The organism is Skermanella sp. TT6, assembly GCF_016653635.2.
In the GTDB taxonomy this organism is placed as follows: Bacteria; Pseudomonadota; Alphaproteobacteria; order Azospirillales; family Azospirillaceae; genus Skermanella; species Skermanella cutis.
On the sequence record NZ_CP067420.1, the window covers coordinates 1,102,282 to 1,123,773 of the forward strand.

At 67.4% G+C, this 21,492-nt stretch carries 21 protein-coding genes, 1 tRNA gene and 5 pseudogenes; 14 read left to right on the top strand and 13 right to left on the bottom strand.

Annotation, left to right across the window (positions count from 1 at the left end):
* Nucleotides 1–121 precede the first annotated feature (121 nt).
* From msrA to IGS68_RS05140, 4 genes are all read right to left on the bottom strand, one after another.
* The gene (gene msrA, locus IGS68_RS05125) at nt 122–790 is read right to left on the bottom strand and encodes a peptide-methionine (S)-S-oxide reductase MsrA (RefSeq protein ID WP_201077848.1); all 669 of its coding nucleotides are present in this window, start codon (nt 788–790) and stop codon (nt 122–124) included.
* Nucleotides 791–912: 122 nt separating this feature from the next.
* Complete coding sequence (locus tag IGS68_RS05130; RefSeq protein ID WP_201077850.1) at nt 913–2,109, bottom strand: CaiB/BaiF CoA transferase family protein; 1,197 nt, start codon at nt 2,107–2,109, stop codon at nt 913–915.
* Complete coding sequence (locus IGS68_RS05135) at nt 2,106–2,963, bottom strand: HTD2 family dehydratase (protein WP_201077852.1); 858 nt, start codon at nt 2,961–2,963, stop codon at nt 2,106–2,108. The genes IGS68_RS05130 and IGS68_RS05135 overlap by 4 nt, the downstream gene beginning before the upstream one ends.
* 50 nt (nt 2,964–3,013) lie before the next feature.
* A complete protein-coding gene (locus tag IGS68_RS05140; RefSeq protein WP_201077854.1) occupies nt 3,014–3,865 on the bottom strand; it encodes a MurR/RpiR family transcriptional regulator in 852 nt (283 codons plus the stop codon).
* A gap of 123 nt (nt 3,866–3,988) precedes the next feature.
* Here IGS68_RS05140 and IGS68_RS05145 point away from each other — a divergent pair, with 123 nt between their 5' ends.
* Complete coding sequence (locus IGS68_RS05145) at nt 3,989–4,750, top strand: aspartate/glutamate racemase family protein (RefSeq protein WP_201077856.1); 762 nt, start codon at nt 3,989–3,991, stop codon at nt 4,748–4,750.
* 28 nt (nt 4,751–4,778) lie between these two features.
* Here the strand turns inward: IGS68_RS05145 and IGS68_RS05150 are convergent, their stop codons facing one another.
* Nucleotides 4,779–5,663 carry an N-formylglutamate amidohydrolase gene (locus IGS68_RS05150; RefSeq protein WP_201077858.1) on the bottom strand — a complete coding sequence of 295 codons (885 nt, stop codon included), beginning with the start codon at nt 5,661–5,663 and terminating at the stop codon, nt 4,779–4,781.
* 190 nt (nt 5,664–5,853) lie between these two features.
* On the opposite strand from IGS68_RS05150, the gene IGS68_RS05155 reads away from it, so the two are divergent.
* Nucleotides 5,854–5,928, top strand: a tRNA-Val gene (locus IGS68_RS05155).
* Here the strand turns inward: IGS68_RS05155 and IGS68_RS36270 are convergent.
* The 4 genes from IGS68_RS36270 to IGS68_RS35900 all read right to left on the bottom strand — a co-directional run bounded on the left by IGS68_RS36270 (nt 5,879) and on the right by IGS68_RS35900 (nt 8,825).
* Nucleotides 5,879–6,796 (bottom strand): tyrosine-type recombinase/integrase, encoded by a 918-nt coding sequence (locus tag IGS68_RS36270; RefSeq protein ID WP_371821905.1) that lies wholly within the window; start codon nt 6,794–6,796, stop codon nt 5,879–5,881. The two genes, IGS68_RS05155 and IGS68_RS36270, sit on opposite strands and share 50 nt — an antisense overlap.
* Nucleotides 6,797–6,873: 77 nt before the next feature.
* Nucleotides 6,874–7,302 (bottom strand): helix-turn-helix domain-containing protein, encoded by a 429-nt coding sequence (locus tag IGS68_RS36275; RefSeq protein WP_371821906.1) that lies wholly within the window; start codon nt 7,300–7,302, stop codon nt 6,874–6,876.
* Nucleotides 7,303–7,767: 465 nt separating this feature from the next.
* Nucleotides 7,768–8,403: an ISAs1 family transposase gene (locus tag IGS68_RS35895; RefSeq protein ID WP_201077860.1), complete on the bottom strand. Its 636-nt coding sequence runs from the start codon at nt 8,401–8,403 to the stop codon at nt 7,768–7,770.
* Nucleotides 8,373–8,825 (bottom strand): ISAs1 family transposase, encoded by a 453-nt coding sequence (locus IGS68_RS35900; RefSeq protein ID WP_201077861.1) that lies wholly within the window; start codon nt 8,823–8,825, stop codon nt 8,373–8,375. The genes IGS68_RS35895 and IGS68_RS35900 overlap by 31 nt, the downstream gene beginning before the upstream one ends.
* Before the next feature lie 390 nt (nt 8,826–9,215).
* On the opposite strand from IGS68_RS35900, the gene IGS68_RS05175 reads away from it, so the two are divergent.
* Both IGS68_RS05175 and IGS68_RS05180 read left to right on the top strand, forming a co-directional pair.
* Nucleotides 9,216–9,515 carry a hypothetical protein gene (locus IGS68_RS05175; protein ID WP_201077862.1) on the top strand — a complete coding sequence of 100 codons (300 nt, stop codon included), beginning with the start codon at nt 9,216–9,218 and terminating at the stop codon, nt 9,513–9,515.
* On the top strand, nt 9,512–9,715 hold the full coding sequence (locus IGS68_RS05180; RefSeq protein ID WP_201077863.1) for a hypothetical protein: 204 nt from the start codon (nt 9,512–9,514) through the stop codon (nt 9,713–9,715). Before IGS68_RS05175 ends, IGS68_RS05180 begins: the two co-directional genes overlap by 4 nt.
* A 103-nt stretch (nt 9,716–9,818) precedes the next feature.
* On the opposite strand, the gene IGS68_RS05185 is transcribed toward IGS68_RS05180, so the two are convergent.
* Nucleotides 9,819–10,703, bottom strand: coding sequence for a hypothetical protein (locus tag IGS68_RS05185; RefSeq protein ID WP_201077864.1), 885 nt, complete (start codon nt 10,701–10,703; stop codon nt 9,819–9,821).
* Between the two features lie 185 nt (nt 10,704–10,888).
* Here IGS68_RS05185 and IGS68_RS36280 point away from each other — a divergent pair.
* The 4 genes and pseudogenes from IGS68_RS36280 to IGS68_RS05200 all read left to right on the top strand — a co-directional run.
* A pseudogene (locus tag IGS68_RS36280) lies at nt 10,889–11,125 on the top strand (plasmid mobilization protein); the annotation flags it as partial.
* Nucleotides 11,126–11,170: 45 nt separating this feature from the next.
* Nucleotides 11,171–11,344, top strand: coding sequence for a hypothetical protein (locus tag IGS68_RS05190; RefSeq protein WP_201077865.1), 174 nt, complete (start codon nt 11,171–11,173; stop codon nt 11,342–11,344).
* Nucleotides 11,334–12,779 carry a relaxase/mobilization nuclease domain-containing protein gene (locus IGS68_RS05195; RefSeq protein ID WP_201077866.1) on the top strand — a complete coding sequence of 482 codons (1,446 nt, stop codon included), beginning with the start codon at nt 11,334–11,336 and terminating at the stop codon, nt 12,777–12,779. The genes IGS68_RS05190 and IGS68_RS05195 overlap by 11 nt, the downstream gene beginning before the upstream one ends.
* A gap of 293 nt (nt 12,780–13,072) precedes the next feature.
* The gene (locus IGS68_RS05200; protein WP_201077867.1) at nt 13,073–14,323 is read left to right on the top strand and encodes a DUF3987 domain-containing protein; all 1,251 of its coding nucleotides are present in this window, start codon (nt 13,073–13,075) and stop codon (nt 14,321–14,323) included.
* 320 nt (nt 14,324–14,643) lie between these two features.
* On the opposite strand, the pseudogene IGS68_RS05205 reads toward IGS68_RS05200, so the two are convergent.
* Nucleotides 14,644–14,883 (bottom strand): annotated as a pseudogene (locus IGS68_RS05205) (IS630 family transposase); the annotation flags it as partial.
* Nucleotides 14,884–15,005: 122 nt separating this feature from the next.
* Here IGS68_RS05205 and tnpA point away from each other — a divergent pair.
* The 4 genes from tnpA to IGS68_RS05225 are packed head-to-tail and all read left to right on the top strand — an operon-like array spanning nt 15,006 to nt 17,952.
* The gene (gene tnpA / locus IGS68_RS05210) at nt 15,006–15,416 is read left to right on the top strand and encodes an IS66-like element accessory protein TnpA (protein ID WP_201070912.1); all 411 of its coding nucleotides are present in this window, start codon (nt 15,006–15,008) and stop codon (nt 15,414–15,416) included.
* The gene (gene tnpB / locus IGS68_RS05215) at nt 15,413–15,766 is read left to right on the top strand and encodes an IS66 family insertion sequence element accessory protein TnpB (RefSeq protein ID WP_201070915.1); all 354 of its coding nucleotides are present in this window, start codon (nt 15,413–15,415) and stop codon (nt 15,764–15,766) included. Before tnpA ends, tnpB begins: the two co-directional genes overlap by 4 nt.
* Nucleotides 15,767–15,817: 51 nt before the next feature.
* A complete protein-coding gene (gene tnpC / locus IGS68_RS05220) occupies nt 15,818–17,386 on the top strand; it encodes an IS66 family transposase (protein ID WP_201070909.1) in 1,569 nt (522 codons plus the stop codon).
* Nucleotides 17,383–17,952 (top strand): YecA/YgfB family protein, encoded by a 570-nt coding sequence (locus IGS68_RS05225; protein ID WP_247880890.1) that lies wholly within the window; start codon nt 17,383–17,385, stop codon nt 17,950–17,952. Before tnpC ends, IGS68_RS05225 begins: the two co-directional genes overlap by 4 nt.
* Nucleotides 17,953–17,995: 43 nt before the next feature.
* Here the strand turns inward: IGS68_RS05225 and IGS68_RS05230 are convergent.
* A pseudogene (locus IGS68_RS05230) lies at nt 17,996–18,511 on the bottom strand (IS630-like element ISAzba6 family transposase); the annotation flags it as partial.
* A 179-nt stretch (nt 18,512–18,690) separates the two neighbouring features.
* On the opposite strand from IGS68_RS05230, the pseudogene istA reads away from it, so the two are divergent.
* Both istA and istB read left to right on the top strand, forming a co-directional pair.
* Nucleotides 18,691–20,207: pseudogene (istA, locus tag IGS68_RS05235) on the top strand (IS21 family transposase).
* A gap of 18 nt (nt 20,208–20,225) precedes the next feature.
* Entirely contained in the window at nt 20,226–20,987 is a 762-nt protein-coding gene (gene istB / locus IGS68_RS05240) for an IS21-like element helper ATPase IstB (RefSeq protein ID WP_201072657.1), read from the top strand.
* 130 nt (nt 20,988–21,117) lie between these two features.
* Here the strand turns inward: istB and IGS68_RS05245 are convergent.
* Nucleotides 21,118–21,462 (bottom strand): annotated as a pseudogene (locus IGS68_RS05245) (helix-turn-helix domain-containing protein); the annotation flags it as partial.
* Between the last annotated feature and the right edge of the window lie 30 nt (nt 21,463–21,492).

A 21,492-nucleotide genomic window follows, 5' to 3' on the forward strand; every position in this document is an offset into this window, starting at 1 on the left:
GAAGATCCGGGGATCAGGGCGGCGTAATGCGATGCAGCATCGTCGGTGTGTAACACCGACGATGCTGCATCGCAATGGCCGGCTGCCTCAGGGCTGTGTTGCGTTATCCGGTCCGGGCCGGTCAACTTTGGGGAACCGGGGCCGGCGGCCATTTGCCGGCGGCGTCGCCCCACAGATCCGCCAATCGCTCGTCGCGGCCGCAACGGTACCTGTAGAAGCTGTATTTCAGATTGTTGGTGTTGTGGAAATCTTGATGATAGTCCTCGGCCGGGGTGAAGGAGGCCGGGTCGAGCGGGATCACCGGCGTCACCACCGGCCTGCCGAGCAGCTTTTCGATCCCCGCCTTGCTGTCCTCCGCCAACTTCCGCTGTTCCGGAGAGGAGACGAAGATCGCGGTCCGGTAGCTGTCTCCCCGGTCGCAGAACTGGCCGCCGGCATCGGTCGGATTGACGGTCCGCCAGAAATAGGAGATGAGCTGGCCGAAGCTGACCTTGGCCGGATCGTAGGTGATGCGGACCACCTCCAGATGCCCGGTGCCGCCGGCGGAAACCATCTTATAGGTCGGGTTCGGCGTGTGGCCCCCGGCATATCCGGAGACCGTCTCGACGACGCCGGGCACCTTGTCGAAGTCGGATTCGACGCACCAGAAGCAGCCGCCGGCGAGAATGACGCTTTCCGTCGCGGCCAGGGGCGTATCCTGGGCGGCGCTCGCGGCGGTCGCTCCCAGCAGGAGCCCGAGGGCCAGCGCCAGCCGGCGCCCGACGGGCGGCATGGTGAACTTCGTCTTCATGGCGCTTCCTCCGCCTGGGTGGTTCCTACGAGGTTGATCTGGTCCGCCGTGCCGGCCGATGCCAGTCACGGTCGGGTGCCGCCCGGTCACATGCCCGTGAGGGAGCCGCCGGGCCTCCCCCTTCAGATCACCTTGGCGGCGCGCAGCCGGCCGATCCGGTCGGCGGTATAGCCGAGCGCCGCCAGGATGGCGTCCGTGTGCTGGCCGAGCGCCGGGACCGGATCCATGCGGGCGTCGCCGTCGCCGGGAAATCCCGGCGGCAGCAGCGCCGGGATGGGGCCCTGTTCGGATCCGACCTCTCGCCAGCGGCCGCGCGTGGCCAGTTGCGGGTGGTCCCAGACGTCGGCCATGTCGTTGACGCGGCCGTTGGCGATGCGGGCCTCCTCCAGCCGGGCGATCACCTGCTCGGCGGTGAGAGCCGAGAATACCTCGGCGATGATGCGGCCGAGGTCGTCGCGCGCCGCGTGGCGCCGGGAATTGCTGGAGAAGCGCTCGTCGGCCGCCAGATCGGGCCGCCGCAGCACCAGCTCGCAGAATGCTACCCATTCCCGCTCGTTCTGCAATCCCAGCAGGACGGTCCGGCCGTCGCCCGTGGGGAACGGGCCGTAGGGATAGATGGTGGCGTGGCTGGCGCCGGCCCGCGCCGGCGGGGGTGCGCCGTCATGGGCGTAGTAGAGCGGATAGCCCATCCACTCCACCAGCGACTCCAGCATGGAAATGTCGATGTGCCGGCCCCGGCCCGTGTTCGCCCGGTGGAACAGGGCCGCCAGGATGCTGGAATAGGCGTACATCCCGGCGGCGATGTCCGCCACCGAGGCTCCCGCCTTGGACGGCGTGTCGGGAGTGCCGGTGACCGAGAGGAACCCCGCCTCGCCCTGGATCAGCAGGTCGTAGGCCTTGCGGTCGCGGTAGGGGCCGTCGTTGCCGTAGCCGGAGATGTCGCAGACGATGATGCCGGGCTTCTCCGCGGCCAGGGCATCGTAAGAGAGGCCGAGGCGGGATGCCGCCCCGGGGGCCAGGTTCTGGACCACGACGTCGGCCTGCTCCCGGATCAGGCGCTTCAGGATGTCCTGCGCCTCCGCGTCCTTGAGGTCGAGGGTCAGGCTTTCCTTGGATCGGTTGGTCCAGACGAAGTGCGACGCAAGACCCTTGACCCGCTCGTCGTAGCCGCGGGCGAAATCCCCGACGCCCGGCCGCTCCACCTTGATCACCCGGGCGCCCAGGTCGGCGAGCTGGCGCGTCGCGAAGGGGGCGGCGATGGCGTGCTCCAGGGTGACGACCGTGATCCCGGCGAGCGGGCGGAGGGAACCGGCGCTCATCGGATCACCGCCGTCGCTTCCATGGTGAGCCAGCCTTCGTGGTCCCTCGCCCAGAGACGGAAGGTCCTGCCGTCCGGTTCCGGCCTGCCGCACACGAAGAAGGGGTTGGTGTCGAAGGTCGGGCGGACCGCTCGGAACTCGTAGCGGGCGACCTCCGCGTCGGGGAGGCGGTGGCGCAGCTGGTCGAGCAGCAGGGTGGCGATCAGCGGCCCGTGGACGACCAGGCCGGGATAGCCTTCGGTCTCGGTGACGTAGCGGCGGTCGTAATGGATGCGGTGGCCGTTGAAGGTCAGCGCGGAGTAGCGGAACAGCAGGACGTCGTCGGGCCGCCATTCCCGCTCCCAGGCGGCATCGGACGGGGCTTCCCGGGGAGCAGGGGCGGAGTCGCCGGGCTTCGGCGCCTCGCGGTAGACGATTTCGTGGAATTCGGTGATCGCCGGATCGGAGGGAGCATCGGCGGCGCCGGCCGTTCCGATCTCGTGCCGCACCTTCACGAAGACCAGGGGACCGGTGCGGCCGGATTTCTCCGTCACGTCCTGGATGGTTGAGACGCGTGTCACGCAGTCGCCGACCCGGACCGGCCGGTGGAATTCGAACCGGCTGCCGGCCCACATGCGCCGCGGCAGCGGCACCGGCGGCAGGAAGCCGCCCCGCCTGGCGTGCCCGTCGGGACCGATCTCGGATTGCCGGTGCAGCGGCAGGAAATAGAGCCAGTGCCACAGGGCGGGCAGGGGAGTGCCGTCGGGCGGCCGGTCGGCCGGCCGGTCGAGCGTGGCGGACAGGGCGGCGTAGGGAGTCGCGGTCACGGTGTCCGATACCGTCTCGCTCCGGCCGATCCAGTCGCTGAAATCCATGTCGAAGTCCCCTTGATACTTTCCGGAACAGATGCCGGCCGGTGCCCGGATCAGAACTCGTCCAGGTTCTCGTGCATTTCCTCGATCGAGGACAAGCGCTTTCGGCCTTCGGTGCCGGTCCTGGCGATCACCTGGTTCGCCAGCACATGGCAGAGCGCCAGCACCGCGACATGGTTGTCCAACGGCCCGTGGGAGCGGGTGTCGCAGCGCAGGAACCAAGTGGCCCCCGGATCCTCGGTCAATCCATGGTCGGCGACATAGGCGATGCGGGTGCCGGCGCGCCGCGCGGCCGTGACGATCCGGCCTATTTCCGGCAGGCGGCGGCGCAGGCCGAAGACGATCGCGATGTCGTCCGGCCCGAAGCCTGCCAGATACTCGCCCAGCGTCTCGCCGGCCGCCGGCAGCAGCCGGACGCCGTCGCGCACCTGGATGAACTGCCAGCGCAGGTATCCCGCGAGGAAATAGCTGTTGCGGAACCCGACCAACCAGACCTGCCGGGCCGACGCGACGGCGCCGGCAAGGTCTTCGATCACGGCCGGGTCGATCTGCTGGAAGCTGCCGGCGATGTTGTCCGCGCATGTCTTCAGGTGCGCCTGGACGAAATCGGGTCCGGAGCCCGGCTGGGCCTGGTTCAGCAGGTAGAGCGGCGAGCCCCAGGATTTCGCCTCCCGCGCCAGCACCCGCAATTCCTCGTAATTGCGGAATCCCAGGCGCTGGACGAAGCGGCTGACCGCCGCGTTGGACGAGTTGGCGAGGCGCGCCAGCTCGGACGCGGAATAGCTGGCGATGTCGCCGGGATATTCGAGCATCAGGTCGGCCAGCCGCCGGTCGGTCGGCGACAGGTCGCCGTAGCAGGAGCGGATCCGTGCGGACAGCGACTGGGGGATGCTTGGGGCTTCCATCCCGCCAAGGTACCGGTATGAAAATCCATTTTCACTAGGAAGGCATTCGTTGACCTGAATTTCAAGGACGCCGAGGATGCGCGTCTAACGGAACCATTCGCAACCGACCTCGGGAGACCCGCCATGCGGATCAAGGTGATCAACCCCAACACGACGGCCGGCATGACGGCGAAGATCGGCGAGGCGGCGCGCGCGATCGCCGCGCCGGGAACGGAGATCGTCGCGGTCAATCCCGCCGCCGGCCCGGTATCGATCGAAGGCCATTACGACGAGGCCGTCAGCGTCCTGGGCGTCCTGGAGGAGGTCAGGAAGGGCGAGGCCGAGGGGTGCGACGGCTATGTCATCGCCTGCTTCGGGGACCCCGGCCTGCTGGCCGCCCGCGAGGTCGCGACCGGACCGGTGGTCGGCATCGCCGAGGCCGCGATGCATGCGGCGAGCTTCATCTCGACCGGATTTTCCATCGTGACGACGCTGACCCGGACCTGCGTGATCGCCGAGCATCTGGTCGAGCGCTACGGCATGCACCGCGCCTGCCGCAAGGTGCGCGGCACCGACATCCCCGTGCTCGACCTGGAAGGCACCGGGGAGGAAGCGGGCGAGGGCGGCGGTCCGGTCTTCCGGGCGATCGTCGCGGAGTGCCGGCGGGCCGCGGCCGAGGACCGTTGCGGCGCCATCGTCCTGGGTTGCGCCGGCATGGCCGACTTGGTGGCCAGGGTCCAGCGCGAGGTCGGCCTGCCGGTGATCGACGGCGTGGCCGCGGCGGTCGTCCAGGTCGAGGGCTTGGTCAGGCTCGGCCTGGGAACCAGCAAGCACGGAGATCTCGCCTGGCCGCTGCCCAAGACCTACGTGGGGGACCTCGCCCGCTTCGCCCCGGCGGCGCGGTAGGCGAGCGGTTGGTCCGCGGTCCCGTCGGTCAGTCGGCCCTCGGGATGCGGACCTTGGCGAGGATGTCGATCAGCCGCTCCATATGGTCGGACAGGGTCGAGATATAGGGTTTCCGGGTGATCGTGCGCTCGTCCATGTAGAGCGACCGGTTGATCTCGACCTGGAGCGCATGGATCCCCATGCGCGGCCGTCCGTAATGCCGGGTGGTGAAGCCGCCGGCATAGGGGGTGTTGCGGTTGACGACGTATCCATGGGCGCGGAGCGCGCGTTCGGCGGTCTCGATCAGCAGCGGCGTGCAGGAACTGCCGTAGCAGTCGCCCAGGACGAAATCCACCTTGGACCGGCCCGACGGCCCGTCGGCCGGGACGCCGGTGGAGGGCATGGAATGACAGTCGACCAGCACGCAATAGCCGAAGCGCTGGCGGGTCTGGTCGATCAGGCGCTTCAGCGCCGCATGGTAGGGGTGGTAGAACCGGTTGACCCGGCCCAGCGCTTCGGCGAAGCGCAGCTTGCCGCGATAGATCTCCTCCCCGTTCGCGACCACCTTCGCGATGGTCCCCAGGCCGGCGGCGACGCGGGGCGAGCGGGTGTTGACGTAGGCCGGAAGGGCGTCGGCGAACATCTCCGGGTCCAGCTCGAACGCCTCCCGGTTGGCGTCCAGGAAGGCCCGCGGAAACAGCGCCCGGATCAGCGGCGCCCCGAGCAAGGGGGCTGCCAGGAAGATCTCGTCGACGAAACTGTCCTCCGACTTGCGGAGCGCGAAACCGTCAAGCCTGGAGGCGGCCAGGAATTCGGGCAGGTACAAGGCACCGCTGTGCGGCGAAGCCAGCACCAGCGGGAGCGTCTGGACCGGTGGCTCCAGGATTTCGAAAACCCGGGCGCGGTCCGCATCGGCGTCGAAGTGGCGATCCATGGTCAATCTTGTGTAGCCGAATCAGACGGTTCTGTCATCTGGTGATGGCGAGGGCCGGGGCGGGGCAGGCCGGACTGTCCGCGGGATGAAGCTTTTTGCGTTTTGATGAACGAGAGGGCTTGCAGGGCCGTCCGCGGTTTGCTAATCACCGCTCCACCGCAGCGGGGCACTGCCTCGCAGGCAAAAAGATGGGCGCGTAGCTCAGCGGGAGAGCACTACGTTGACATCGTAGGGGTCACAGGTTCAATCCCTGTCGCGCCCACCATCTTTTGAACTGATTTCATTGGCTTTTCCGGACCGGGTTGCGCGGCGCGCAACTCTTTCCGCTCGCCCATGGCCCGTCTGGGGTGCAGCTGGGGTGCATCGGCGATCGCGTCGAGCCGGCGGTCGAGCGCCGCCCTGGCCTTCTCCTGGTAACCCGGATCGAAATGGGCATAGTACTTTTCCACCATCCGGGTCGTTTTGTGTCCGAGATAATTCGCGATCTCCCACAGCGGCACGCCGTCCTGCGCCATCCAGGTGGCGGCGGTATGGCGCAGCACGTAGGGCGTCACGTCCCCTTTGGCGAAGCCCGCCAAGGCAGCGGCTTCCCGGAAGGCAGTCCTGATCGAGTTCACGGCGTAGCCGCCGTACTCGATGACGTAGTCGGTCCGCCGTTCCGCGTGGGCCTTGAGGAGCGCCTGGTAAAGGATCTCCGTCATCCGGACGATCGGGCGCTTCTTGGCAGTCTGGGCTCGTCCCTGCGGATTGAGATAGATGACCCTGCTGCCGAAATCGACTTGGTCCCAACGCAGGTCGAGGATAGCGCTCGGTCGGCCAGCAGTCGCGATGCCCAGCAGCATGTAAAGCCGGATGTGCGGAGACTTTGTTTTTTCCAGTAGCTTGTTGAACTCTTCGAGCTTCAGCCACCGTCCGCGAGGCTCGAGTTCGGGAACATCGAGGATCGTTGGGATCGTCAACGACGGGTCTTTTTCCTTGGCGAAATACAGGCTCGCGCGGAGCACCGACAGCTCGCGGGAAATCGTTTTGGGACTTATGCCCTCCTCGAGGCGATGGTTGACGTATTCCTGCTGGCATTCCTCCGAGAGGTCGACTACGGGCAGAGGCCCATGATAGCTGGTCAGGTGCCTCATCGCGATCTTTGCCTGGACGGCACTGGCTATGTTACAGGCGTACCGGTCGTAATAGGCCTGCAAAGCACCGGGCACGGTCAGGACGACGGTCTTCGGCTGCGGATCGGTTTTGAAGGTGCTGGCACCGCCGGATCTGATGACGTCGCGCAGGAGACGCTGAGCCTCCGCTTGGTCCGCCGTTCCGGTTGAACGGAATCGAACTTTGCGGCTAAAGGGATCGTAGTAGCGATACTGCCAGTAGGGGCTGTCCGGTCGCCGGGCGAGCTCGACGTGGTCGTAGTCAGGTTTGCGTGGCATGGATCGATCCTCATGTCATTGACGAAGCGTATCAGCTGGTTCTCCGAGACGCAGAGACTCCGGCCGATCCTATGGTGACCGAGAACCCGCATCCGAATAAGCCTCAGTATCTCTTTCGGCTCAACGCGCAAGATTTGTGCGACCTCGTCCACGGTCAGGAAGGGTCCGATAGAAACAGCACTGGACAGAATGCGGGGCGACGGTTCCATGCCGGAGATAAGGGTCCGTTCTCGTCGCACCGGCACCCGCGGGAATTTTCGACAAGCGGCACCGTCAGGTCTCAGAAGGTCCTGGTCGATCACCCATCTCACCCACCGTATTGTGGTGATGCATAATGAAGGGCTTGATCAAAGTCGTCACCTAAGGTTGGGTTCTCCCGCACTTTCCGTGGCAATGGTGAAGATCCTGGTTGTGGCCACATCTGTCCGGATGCGATTTCGGCGAAAATCCGCCGCCTGGGCAAATCGATCTCAACGAGATATCCGCTTTAGAGCACGGCGCTGAAGCGTTGAACCACGGAAAATGCGGGAGGATCAAAACCCTAACATTCTCTCTGGAGCAAGAGGTCGGCACCATCAGGGGGATCGCTTGAAGTGGGAACAAAAGCCGCATGGTTAGGCTGGGCAGGTTCAGGCGGCGGTGCCTGCGATGGTTTCGATGAGGTAAGCGCCTGATCAACCGGCTTTTTTGCGCTTGACCGTGAGACTGTCCTTGCCCGAGGGCCTGAGCCGGATCAGGTTAAGGGCGATGCGTTGGACCAGGGCCATGTTGCGGGGACCGAACTGGGAGCGCAGGCGGGAGTAGTCGTCGCCGAAGACGACGTCCAGAACCCAACGGACCGAATTCTCAATGGACCAATGCCCCCAGACCGCCTCCAGGAACTGGTCCGCCGTCAGGTTCCGCGAGGTGATGTAGTACCGGGTGAGGGTGGTCATCTTGCCGTCGCGCAGCACCGTGCCCTCCACGGCGGCGACGTACCGGAGCCCGGCCCAAGGCGTCTTGCCGCCGAGCCCGGCCGGGGCCGGCACCACTGTGCAGCGCCGCCGCTCCCGGCGGCCGTGCCCGGTGTCCTCGGTCTCGCAGCGTTGGACCGTTTCCGGCGCGGCCTGCTCGAGCGCCGCCTTGATCCCGGCCAGCAGCTTGGGCTGGTTGGCCTTGACCGCGAGCAGGTAATCCGCCCCGGCCTCGACGATCTGGGCGGCGATCGGCCGGTAGCTGCCAGCCGCGTCGATCGTCACCAGCGAGCCCTTCAGGCGCAGCTTGTCGAGCAGCGAGGGGATCATGACCCGCTCGTTCGACTTGCCGTCCACGACCTCCTGGGCCGGACCAGCCGCTGCTCGCGCGCGTAGGCCGACAGGGTGTGCAGCGGGCGCCGGCCGGTGCGTGCGTCGCCGCTGCGTCGCGAGGTCTTGCCGTCGATCGCGATCAGGTCCGGCGCGTCGGGCCGGATCGCCCCGATCCAGCTCTCGAAGCACTCCTCGAAGGTGCCGGGGTCGAGCGCGTTGACCACGTCGGTCAGAGTGTCGTGGCTCGGCACGCCGCGCGCCAACGGCCGGATCCCGCGCAACGCCTCAAGGTTCATACGGGCAAAGCCCGCCGCCTCGACCATGTTGTCAGCCCCCGCCAGCACGATCAGCAGGATCTCGTCCAGCCGGTAGACCACTTTGCCCCGCTGGCGCGGGTCCTCAACGCTCGTGAAGAAGCCCAGAACCGTTCCCGAAGCTTCCACCATGGCGCCCTCCAAAACTGAGGGTTCCTATGAATCACATTTCCGAAACGGATGGAATCCTAACGCCAAACCCCTTCTAGCGATTGCTCTGGCACCATGACGCGACCGGCGCGTATCAGCGGAATTAATGACGCTGCCTGGATCCGGCCCGGAAATCTGAACCCACATACATTCCAGCAACTGAACAACGGTCGCACTCGACACCACCGCTCCTGCCCTGCTGCTTGGCCCGTTCGCGACATCGCGCGACGGAGCCGTTCTACGACAACCAGCAGGGATGACTATCTGATGCTCCTATCCCATCACCGTCCCGTATCAGTCGTCATGTTCCGGTCAGGCACCCGGTTGAGCGCACGGGTGCATGCGCCGACTGCGGCGGACGCGGAAGAGGTCATGAAGGCCATTCGCGACAATGTCGTCGGCGACCTGGACCCGATCGCCGCCGAGAGCCGCACGATGACTGGCGGCTGCGGCTCGGAGTGCCGACTGGAAGTGGACCTGGCTGAGCCGCTCAGCCGCCGCCGGCTCGACCGCGCCGGCCGTCTGGTCGACGGGACCATGCTGCGACTCGGCTATCAGCTGGATCGCACCGTCACTGCGGACAGCGGCCAGTTCGTCAGCGTGTACAGGGTACGAGGGGATGGCGCGCGCCGCCGCACTGTCCATCACCGCCGCAGCGGAGGCCGGCGATGAGAGGCGACATTCTGGCACGCGTCGTTCAGATCGCACATATGGCAGGCTACGATGTGAGACACGCCAGCCGCTCATCCGGCGCCGATGGGTGCCTGCTGATCCGCGGACACCAAGTCCTGCGCTTCGAGACGCCGGCCGACGCGGCGATCTATCTCGCAGGGGTGCACGACATGATGGGCATGCTGCTCGATCAGGTCTGAGGACCGCCCAATCCGGGAAACGGCCGTGGGCAGGCAGAGCGGAGATCCACGCTCCGCCTGCCCACGGCCGTGACACAGCCGGGAGGGGACCATTCCCACCGGTTCAGCCGCTCTGCGGTCCGGAGCACAGCAGCCCCAGCGTCCTGGCGATCCGGGCGAGGCGGGCCGTGTCGGAAGCCCGCGACGCGGCGGCGAGCGCCCGAAGCAGCTCACGGTCTCCTTCGTGAGCCGAAAACGTCATCGCGACGATGCTCTTCTCGATCTTCCGCCGGTCCCTGGCCATCCGGTCTGCCTCGGTCTTGTCCTTCCACTTGCGCTGTCCGCCCGGCCGACGGTCCGGAACCTGGACCGCATCGCGGGCAGTCCGACTCCACCCAGGCTGGACAATTGGCGCAGCGGCCGCGGGTAGATCGATCTTCTCACAGGTTTCAGCCGGCAGGTGCACACCGACACCGGCTATCAGCCGATGCCAGGCGTCCGCCAACGCGGCGTCCAGCATCTCGCGCACCTGAAAGGCGCGTTGGCTCACCTCCTCCGACAGCCGGATTCCCGTCGCGTGAAGATCATCGATTTCGGCGCCCCACGACCCCAGCGTGGCCTGGGTCGTCTGAATGGCTGTTGACCCCTCGTAATGCTGGGTTTGGGTGACATGGCCCAGGCCAACGGTGTAGAGCCACAGTGCCCGCCGGAACTTATCCGGCTCTGGTTCGGACTGCGCAAACCTTCTGGCAACTTCTGCAACCAGAATAGACCAGTTCCCGGTGTCGATTTCTACAGGCTCGCGGACGAGACTGCCGGACGCGTTTGATGACGCAAAGGCCCAAGCTTCGTGGTTGATGATTTCAAGACAGTCAAAATAGTCGCATCCCCGCACGGCAGCAACTCCGCCCTGTTCGCTCGCGTTGACGCAGGATCTGGAATGATCCGGTTCGTGCGTCAACCGAGGTGAATAGTCCTGCGTATAATTTATTTGCAGGACGATCGACAATACGCGCGAATATCTTGAGACTTTCTGTTCTTTGCCCGTGGACGTCGTCCAATGCTGAGCATATCTCAGATTCAGTATTCATGAGATGAGCGCCAGGGGTGGGTGGATATCCACCCGGGCGCCATGCGGCACGATCGGCGCCGGGAGCGCGCGGGACAGTGCCCGGGATCCGGCAGGAGAAAGACGTGACAGACGGCATCGCTACGACACCTCCACATGGCCCACCTGCGCGCACACCCTGCACCGGATCACCGCCGTCGCGCCAGCGGCCGATCCAGATCAATTTCCGGTTAACCGTAGCGGAAGCCGACCATATCCGACGTCGGGCCGACGCACACGGCATCAGCCCGGCCCAGTGGTCCCGGCAGGCGGTGCTGGAGTGCGAAGGGATCGCGGCCCCGCGGGTACGGTCCCGGCCACCGGCGTCGCTGACGGACCTGGCGCTAATTAAGGCAGGCATGGGTCGGATGACCGACCAGCTGACCCGGATCGCCGACGACCCGGACGCCACCAGCGCGCTCCGCACCGACTGCAGGCGGGTGCTGACGGAGCTGGACGGACTGCGAGATCGGGTCGAGCGTGCTTTCGGGCGGAATCGCCGGGGCGCACCTGCCGGCAGGGAAACCGCCGATGCTGATTAAGGGTCAAAGCCGGGGCGACCCCCGGGGACTTGCCGCGCACCTGCTGAAGGGCCAAAACGATGAGCGACCCGAGGTACTGCAGATCCGGGGATCGGCGTCCGCGCACGGATGGGGAGCGCTGGCCGACTTCGACGACTACGCCGCGACCGCCCGACGCCCGCCGGTCAGGACGCTGATGCACGTCAGCTTCAACCCTGCTCCGGAGGACTGGTCGAGCGGCGCCATGACGCCCGCTCTGCTGATGGAGATCGTCGACCGGGCCGAGCATGACCTGGGCCTCAGTGGACACCCGCGCCTGGTCGTCAGACACGTCAAGCACGCGCGCGAGCACTACCACGTAGTATGGGCACGGACGGATCCGGCAACCGGCCGGACGGCATCGGATTCCTATACCGTCCGCACCCTGATGGGCACGGCGCGCCGCGCGGAGCGCCAGTACGGCCTGCGCCAGGTGCACGACCGGCCGACAGCTGCCGCCCTGCGGCCGGCTTGCGGGCGTCGGCATGACGGCCCGCCGACACCGGGTCGGGCACGGCGGCGGACGCATGCCCGCGAGCAGGCGGCAGTCCGGACCGGCTTGCCGGTTGCCGAGGTGTCCGCGGTTGTCGTGGCTGCCTGGACGACGACGGACAGCGCACCGGCTTTCCGCGACCATCTGGCGGGCTATGGGCTGGTGCTGGCGTGGGGAGACGGCGGCAAGCGCGGCCGGGCGCGCGGCCTCGGGAAGACGCTGCTCGCGGTCGACGAGGCCGGTGTGCTGCACAACGTCCGAATGCTGCTGCCCGGAATACGCAAAGGCGAGCTGATGATGCGCATGGGCGGGACCGACCTGCCGGATCCCGCTGGTGCGAAGAAAGCTGCGAAGGAGATCGCGACGATGCTGCGCAGGAATTTGGACGATGCCCGGCAGGAGATCGCCGCGCTGCGAGCCCATCGGGCCGAGTTGGATCGGCTGGCCCGGGTCGAGCGGCACCGGCGCCAGTGGCTGGCGCGCCAAGCGTGGCGCGAGCGCCGGCGCCGGACGGCTGCGGAGGCCCTGGTAGCCCAGCTGAAGGGCATGGTCCGATGGCTGCAGCAACAGCTGGCGCTGATCGCGGGCTGGGGCGCGTCCCTGGCGGGCAGGGCTCTCGTCCCGGGCTGGGTCGGCCGCTGGATACCCGTCGCGGCGCAGGAGGCGCAGGCCGCGGGACCGGCGCAGAAACCGCTGCCGGCATCGTCGCCGGTCGCGAGCCCCGCCGTCAGTACCGAGGTATCCGGACCGGTCCGCACCGCACAGCCACGCAATGCTGCCGCGCGGGAAATGCTCGACTTGGCGGCACGTGGCCGGGACGACGCGGCACTGGAAGCCGAACTCGGTCGCATCATGGCATCGCAGCGCAACGTTCGCATCCGCAACCGGCTGCGGGGCGGCTCCGGCCGTGACGCCCGCGGGTGATCCGGCGCCAGGAAGCCGCCCGCTGCTCCGACAGTGCGCAGCGGGCTGAGACCAAGTGGCATATTCACCTCGGGTCCGGATGCAGCATCAACCTGCTGACGCTCCGCTGACAGGAGCTTTTCGCAGATTTACCTTTGATTACAATAGTTTGCGCCGTTGCTGCCGATGCCGACCGGGGTCACGGAGGAAGAACTTGAAGGGACCTTAACGCGTCGCCGTGCCGACGCGCATTCGCCTTGGGTCAGCGTGGCAGGGGCATATCTCCCGAGCGGTTCCCATACACTACGGATGAGATGATGCCGCGCAAGACACCCTGTTCGTCCCGCCCGGAGCAGCTGAGCCTGATAGACCTGATCGCCAGCGATCGCCTGAGCGATGATCGTCGGACGGCGCTCAAGGGACTGCTGGCAAGCAAGCCCGCCGGTCACTGGCGCGGCATGGATATCGTGCCACCGGGATCGTTGCTCGACCGCGTCGCAGAACTGTTTCAGCGGACGACCGATTTTCCGCTCGAAGTGCCGGTTTTCCTGACCCTTAACTCGTTGGCCGCCTATCTGCTCGATCGTGATGTCGTGATCGAAGTTGCCGGCACCCGGATGCGGCCGGATCTGTGGACGACGATCCTCGCTCCCAGCGGCTCGGGCAAGACCCTGTCGACAACCGTGATCAGCGCGACCATGCCGCTGCGGCAGTTTCCGCAGACGACTACTGCTGCGACGTTCATGCAACAGCTCGCGGAACACAACCGGGGAGCATGGTTCCAGGATGAGTGGGCTCAGGTCCTGAAACGGATTGAGACGCAGAGCTACGCGGAAGAGCTTCGGGATTACCTGTTGCGGCTGTACGACAACAAGCCATTATCCCGCACCACCATGAAGGGCAGCATCGTGGTGGAGGATCCGGCCCTCGTGATCGTCGGTACTTCGGTGCCCGAAACTTTTCTCTCAGCTGTCTCTGCGGAGAGCATGCTGGATGGCTTCATGCAGAGATTTCAGTACGTGGTCGGCGACCCGGATCCGGCCCGGCCGGCCAGCCTGTTTCCGATCTACCGGACCATGGAGCCCGGTAATCTGGCGCCGCTGGCGGCCGCGTGGCAGGCGTTGGAAGCCAAACCGCTGCATCCGATCTACCGGACCTCGACGGAGGCTGAGGATTCATACGTCATCGCGTTCCGTCAGGCCTTCGCGCGTCACGAAAGCATGCCGACCTCGTTCTTCCGGCGGGTGATGTGGCGCGCTATGAAGTACGCCCTGGTCTATCACTTTCTGCTCGGGAAGGCGGAGGAAGTGATTGATGCCGAGGATGTCGGCTGGGCGGCTCGGGTCAGCGCTCTGCACCTGTCGGACGCCCGGCGTCTGCTCGACGCATACGACCTGAACGAACTGGAGACGCTCGCGCGCAAGGCAGAGAGTTTGCGGGATCGCCTCGGGCGCCTGCCGACCTGCCGCGACCTGATCTCCGGGGTGCGTGGCATCCGCAACGCGGCCACGGCCCGCTTCATCCTGGAACTGCTGGAGCCGGCAAGATCAGACAAGTCAAACTGACCCATTCAGCAGGGCGCCACAGCAGCGGAGGTGGCTCGTTAGATGACGGTACACAGAAAAAGCAGAAGAGGCCGATATTTTTCTTTCTTCTGGCTAGGAGAGACCTAGTTCGAATGCATCTGCCGCTCGCAACGGCTGATGAACCGTTCGATGGCGGTTCTGCAACCGCCGAACAGGCGGGTCGGTTGTTTCAGGTTAACTCGCGGTAAGGGCAGTCATGGACTCCGTTGGCGTCAGCCACGCCAAGACCGTCCGTCCCGATTCAGTTACACCCATGCTCTTAAAGGCTTACAAGACCGACGTCGCGCTAGTGCACTGACTCATTCAGAAGGTGCAGGGAGGCGGGCGATTTTGGCGAGGATGGTGTCGGCGGGCTTGGTCCATACGAAGGGCTTGAATGCCTTGTTGTGCTCGCGGATGTAGCGGGCGATGGCGTCCTGCAGATCGGCCACGGACTTGAAGACGCCGCGCCGAATGCGTCGGCGGGTGATGATTGAGAAGAAGCCCTCGACGGCATTGATCCAGGAGGCTGAGGTGGGCGTGAAGTGGAAGACCCATCGTAAGCGATGCGAGTGCACCCTTCTTCCCGGAACCGGGTCTGTGAGCGAGATTACGCGCGGGTTCACGGAGCACGGAGGGGGCGATGGAGGATGGCGTCAGGCTTCATCCCAGGCTTGAAGCCATGGATGAAGACGGGCCGTATCGGCGGGTCGAGGTGATCACGGGACGGTGTCAACGGCGCGTGTGGACGGCACAGGAGAAGGCGCGCATCGTGGCGGAGAGCGCGGTGCCGGGCGCCAACATCTCCGAGGTCGCGCGGCGGAACGGGGTGAACCGCGGCCTGCTCACGGTCTGGCGCCGGGAGGCAGGTGCGGTCCCGGAAGCGACCCCGGCGCAGACGCCGCTGTTCGTTCCGGTCACGGTGGTCGAGGAGCCTGCGCCCGCTCCTCCGCGGGACCGGCGTCAAGCATCCCGGGAGACGGCGCCGGGCCGGATCGAGATGGATCTGCGCAGCGGGCGGCTGGTGTTCCACGGCGCCGTCGATCCCGGCCTCGCCGCGGCGGTCGTCGCGGCCGCCCGAGGGCGGGGATGATCACGCCGCGTCCCGGCCTCAAGGTCGTGCTCGCCACGCAGCCGATCGATTTCCGCAAAGGGGTCCACGGCCTGGTCGCCCTGGTGGCCGAGGCGCTGAAGGCGGATCCCTACTGCGGTGACGTCTTCGTCTTCCGCTCCAAGCGCAAGGACCGGCTCAAGCTCCTGGTTTGGGACGGTAGCGGATTGATCCTCGCAACGAAGTGGCTGGAGGACGGCGGATTCCCCTGGCCGCCGGTCCGGGACGGCGCGGTCCGGCTGAGCGCGGTCCAGTTCGCGCTGCTGCTCGACGGACTGGAGTGGCGCGCGGCCGCGCCGCCACCCGTGAAGACGCCCCGGTGGATGGGCTGAAGGCGTTGATCCGTCTGGGATGCTGCCGGCTTTTGCGGTATGCTCCGGGGCATGGCCGAGCCTCCCGACCCGCTCCCCGCAGACCCCGCCGAACTGGTCCGGATCATCCGTGATCTGGAGGCCAGGAACGCGGATCTGCAGGCGCAGGTGAAGACCCTGAAGGCGATGATCTTCGGGGCGAAGTCGGAGAGGGCCGCGATGATCGACCCGGAGCAGGGCGTCCTCGATCTCGGCGACCTCGCCGTCGAGGCGGCTCCGGCCGCCAACGACAACGCGGACCGCACGTCCGGGAAGCCGGGGCGGCACCCGCGCCGTCCGGCGAACCGGAATGTCGGCGCTCTGCCCCGGCATCTGCCGCGGGTCGAGACGACTATCGAGCCGGAGAGCACCGCGTGCCCGTGCTGCGCCGGGCCGATGCACCGGATCGGCGAGGACGTCGCCGAGGCGCTGGACGTGATCCCGGCCCTTGTGCGCGTCCTGCGCACCATCCGGCCGAAGTATGCCTGCCGATGCTGCCGCGGCACCCTGGTCCAGGCCGCCGCCAGGCCGCGCGTGGTGGACGGCGGCATGGCCACCACCGCGCTGGTCGCCCACGTGGTGGTGGCGAAGTTCGCCTGGCACCTGCCGCTGTACCGGCAGTCCCGGATGTTCGCCGGCCAGGGCATCGCGCTGGACCGGACGACGCTGGTGTTCTGGGTTCGCCGGGCGGCGTGGTGGCTGAAGCCGCTGTACGAGCGGCTGCTGCTCTACATCCGATCCCAGGAGCGGGTGTTCTGCGACGAGACGCCGTTGCCCCGGTTGGATCCCGGACGGGGCCGCACCAGGATCTGCCAGCTGTGGGCCCAGGCGGTGGACGACCGCCCCTGGCAGGGACCGGCCCGACCGGCGGTCGGCTACGTGTTCGCCGAGGGGCGGGACACGGCGGCGATCCAGGACCAGCTGGCGGGCTTCGACGGGCTTCTCCAGGTGGACGGCTATGTGGCCTACAAGGCGCTTGTCCGCCGCCGGAGGCGGGCGACGATCCGGCTCGTCTTCTGCCTGAGCCATGCCCGCCGCAAGTTCGTGGCGGTGTTCAGGACGACCCGGTCGGAGGTGGCGCGGGAAGTGATCGGGCGCCTCGGTGAGGTCTACGCCATCGAGGCACGCATCCGCGGCACGACGGCGGAGACCCGCCTGCGGGTCCGGCAGGACCGGTCCCGGCCGATCCTGGAAGCTCTGAAGGTCCGGCTGATGGCGGTGCGGGCGGAGATCTCCGGCCAGTCGAGCCTGGCCAAGGCGATCTCCTACACCCTGGGTCACTGGGACGGGCTGGTCGCCTTCCTCGAGGACGGCCGCATCGAGGTGGATACCAACACCGTGGAGAGACTGATGCGCCCGATCGGGTTGGGCCGCAAGAACGCCCTGTTCGCCGGCTCCGCGGCGGGCGGCCGGGACTGGGCGATCCTCGCCTCGCTGATCAACAGCGCCAGGCTGAACGGCCTCGACCCGTTCTCCTACCTGGCCGACGTGCTGGAGCGCATCGTGTCGGGTGCCGTGAAGGCCAACGATCTCGACCGCCTGCTGCCGTGGGCATGGAAAGCCGAGCGGGGCGCCGATGCCGGGACGGTCCGGGCGGCATGACGGCCGAGCCCGCTGCGCAGACCGGACCGGCGGCGCCCAGGGCGATGCAGGACGCGGAGGAGCTCGAAGCGTACCAGCGGGGCCGGGCGGCGCCGGTGTCGCGGCTGGACGGCCTCGACGGCTACCTGACCGCCGTGCTGATCGGGCCGAAGTTCCTCGATCCGCGGATCTGGCTCGGCGACCTGCTGGGCGACCACGCCCTGCTCGCCGCGGAGAGCAGCCGGGAGCACCGGGCCGTCCAGGCCGTGGCGGACCACCATAACCGCCTGTCGGAGACGATGGCGCAGTTCCCCGGCCTGTACCGGCCGCATCTGGCGCCGCACCACGCAGGAGGGCTGGACCCGATCTTCTGGTCCCTCGGGTTCCTGGTGGCCACCCGGCTGGCGCCGCGCGCCTGGAAGAGCGTGACCAACCCGGGCAAACCGGAACATGCTCCGTTCCAGGCCCTGGGCCCCGTGCTGTTCGGCACGGCGGCCATCGCCGAGGCCGACGTCCCGGCCGTAGCCAAGGCCATCCTGGAGTTGCGCGAACACTTCAAGGCCCGCCGCAACCGATCCATGCGGTGATCACGCAGCCAAAGGCCAAGGGTCCGCTCGCATCGCTTACGACCCATCGCGGGTGATCGGCCAACCATTCCAGGACCTTGGGATGCTTGTGGGTGGCGTAGTTGTCGACGATGGCATGGATCACCTTGCCCGCCGGGACGGCGCGCTCCACCGCGTTCAGGAACTTGATGAACTCCTTGTGGGTGTGCTTGGGCAGGCAGCGCCCGACCACCGTGCCGTCCAGCGTGTTCAGCGCGGCGAACAGCGTGGTGGTGCCATTGCGCTTGTAGTCGTGCGTCATCGTCCCGCACTTGCCGGGTTTCAGCGGCAGGCCGGGCTGGGTGCGGTCGAGCGCCTGGATCTGGCTCTTCTCATCGATGGACAGCACCACCGCGTGGCACGGCGGGTCCATGTAGAGGCCGACGATGTCCTCGACCTTGGCGGCGAACGCCGGGTCGTTGGAGCGCTTGAAGGTGCGGATGCGATGGGGCTGAAGGCGGTTGGCCTCCCAGATGCGCTGCACGGCGCGCAGGCTGATGCCGACCGCCTTGGCCACTGCCCGACCGGTCCAGTGCGTCACCGTGCATATTTCGGCTGAATCCGCCCTCTGATTTCGGGGGAAAGCGCCCCCCTGTTTCGGTTCAAACCGCCCTGCCGTTTCGGCGATTTCGCCCACACGTGGGAGTAGAGATGGGCGGCGTCTGATCCTGTATCGGCATCTACACTGGGGTCCTTGCGACAATGGGCAGGGAGGGTGGGATGCCGCGAGGGAGATCGGACATGCGACGCATCAGGGAAGTCTTGCGGCTGCGCGATGAGTTCGGGGCGAGCGTGCGCCGGATCGCGGCGGCATGCCGGATGCCGCGCACGACGGTGCGCGATTACCTGCGCCGCCTCGAGAGCGCGGACCTGCGCTTTGGCGACGTGAAGGAGTGGAGCGACGAGGAGCTGGAGCGGCGTCTGTTCCCGCCACCGCCGGCGCAGCCACGTCCCCTGCCGGACTGGGCAGCGGTGGAGCGGGACCTGGGCCGGCGGGGCGTGACGCTCCAACTGCTCTGGCAGGAGTATCTGGTTTGCCATCCCGACGGCTACCGCTACACCCAGTTCGTCCAGCGCTTCCGGGACTGGCAGGCCGCCCGGGCAGTTCCCCGGATGCGGCGCGACCATCTGCCGGGCGACGCGCTGGAAGTCGATTACGCCGGCATGACCCTGATGATCGGGGTCGGCGCCGATGCCCGCCCGGCGCAGATCTTCGTCGCCTGCCTGCCGTACTCCGGCTACATCTACGCCGAAGCGACCTGGACGCAGCGGTCGGAGGACTGGCTGGCCTCCCACGTCCGGCTGCTGGAGCACCTGGGCGGTGCTCCGGCCCGCCTGGTGCCCGACAACCTCAAGGTCGGCGTCAGCCACGCCTCGTTCTACGATCCCACCCTCAACCCCGGCTACCACGACCTTGCCCAGCACTACCGGATCGCCGTCGTCCCGACGCGGGTGCGTCAGCCGAGGGACAAGGCAGCGGTCGAGAATGCGGTGCTGCAGGTCGAACGGCGCGTGCTGGCGCCGATCCGCGACACCGTCTTCGTCAGCCTCGACGCCGCCAACGCCGCGATCCGGGAGCACCTGGCCATGCTGAACGCAGCACCGCTGAGCGGCGACAAGGACAGCTGCCGGGCGCGGATCCTGGCCGAGCGGGAGCGTGCCCATCTGCGGCCGCTGCCGGCGGACCGCTTCGTTCCGGAACCTGGAGCCGCTACAAGCTGGCGCCCGATTACCATGTCGTGATCGACGGCGCCGCCTACTCGGTGCCCTACACCGCGATCGGCAAGACGGTCGATGTCCACGCGACCGCCGCCCTGATCAGCATCTTCCTGCGCGGGCGGCGCGTCGCCTGCCATCCCCGGGCTTCGGCCGGCAGCCGGACGACGCTGGAAGCTCACCAGCCGGCCTCCCACCGCGCGGTGGCCCGCTACACGCCGGAACACCTTCAGGCCGAGTTCGCCGCGGTCGGCTCGGCGGCGACCCTGCTGTTCGAGCGCATCCTGGCGGCGGCGGAACATCGCGAGCAGGCGGTGCGTGCCGGTCTCGGCCTGCTCCGGCTCGGCGGCGCCCACGGCGCCGACCGGCTGGAACAAGCCTGTCAGGCCGCCCTGGAAGCCAATGTCCGATCCTGGCGCTACGTCCAGCGCTGGCTCACCAGCGGCGGTCCGCCGCCAGCCTCATCCGACGGCTTGGGCGAGCACGCCAACCTGCGCGGCCCCTCTTACTACCGGAACTGAACAAGGAGACCCGAGAGCATGAAGCATCCGACCCACGAGGCTCTGCGCCGGCTGCGGCTGTACGGCATGGCGCGCGGCCTGGAAGACCTCGAGCGCCAGCCCGAGCGCAACCAGCTCAGCTTCGACGACCAGCTTGCCCTGCTGGTCGAGCGCGAGACGGCGGAGCGCGCCAACACCGCCCTGGCCAGCCGGCTGAAGCGGGCCCGGCTGCGCCAGACCGCCTGCCTGGAGGATCTCGACTGGCGCACGCCGCGCGGCCTCGATCGCACGCTGATCCGCGATCTGGCGAGTTGTCGCTGGGTTCGCGAGCACCAGCCGCTGCTGGTGACCGGCCCGACCGGCATCGGCAAGACGTTCCTGGCCTGTGCGCTGGGCAACCAGGCGGCCCGGGAAGGCTACGGCGTCTTCTACACCCGGCTGACGCGCCTGCTCGACGATCTGGCGACCGCCCGGCTCGACGGCTCGCTCGCCCGCGTCCTGCGCCGCCTGGCCCGCCTGGAGGTGCTGATCATCGACGACTGGGCCATGACCGAGCTCACTGCGGCTCAGCGGCTCGACCTGATGGAAGTGATCGACGACCGGCATGACCGTGCCGCCACGGTGCTGGCAACCCAGATCCCCGTGGCGAACTGGCACCGGTCGATCGGCGATGCCACTTACGCCGACGCGATCCTCGACCGCGTCGTTCACCGGGCATTGCGCATCGAGCTCACGGGCGAGTCCATGCGCCGGGTACGGGCGGCAGACCAGAAAACAGCCAGATCTGCAACGCCATCGTGACCCCTGGCACGAGCGACGATACCAGCATAAGATGAAAACGATGGATCACGATGCCGCCCACCCACCCGTCCCATGGGGCGGGTGGGCGAAATCACCGAAACGGTGGGCGGTTTGAACCGAAACGCCAGGGCGCTTTCGCCGGAATACGCATCACCGCCCCGGGTGGTTCCGAGCAGGTCAGAGCCAGAACCTTGGCCACCGTCGTGGTCGGCAGCGGTGCCCGGCCAGGTTTACGCGTCTTGTCGCGCAGCAGCCCGTCCACGCCCTGTTCGGCGTAGCGCACCTGCCAACGCCACACCGCCGGACGGCTGACACCGGCGCGGCGCGCCACCTCCTGCACCGGTAGTCGCTCAGCCGAGAGCATGATGATGTTTGCCCGCTGCCCATGTTTGAGGGGGCGGTTCCGATCACCGAGGATCGCGGCCAAGCGCGCGCGGTCCTCCGGTCCAACGATGATGCTGACGGTCTGGGCCATGCCGATAGATTCGCACGGCCGCAGCCCATT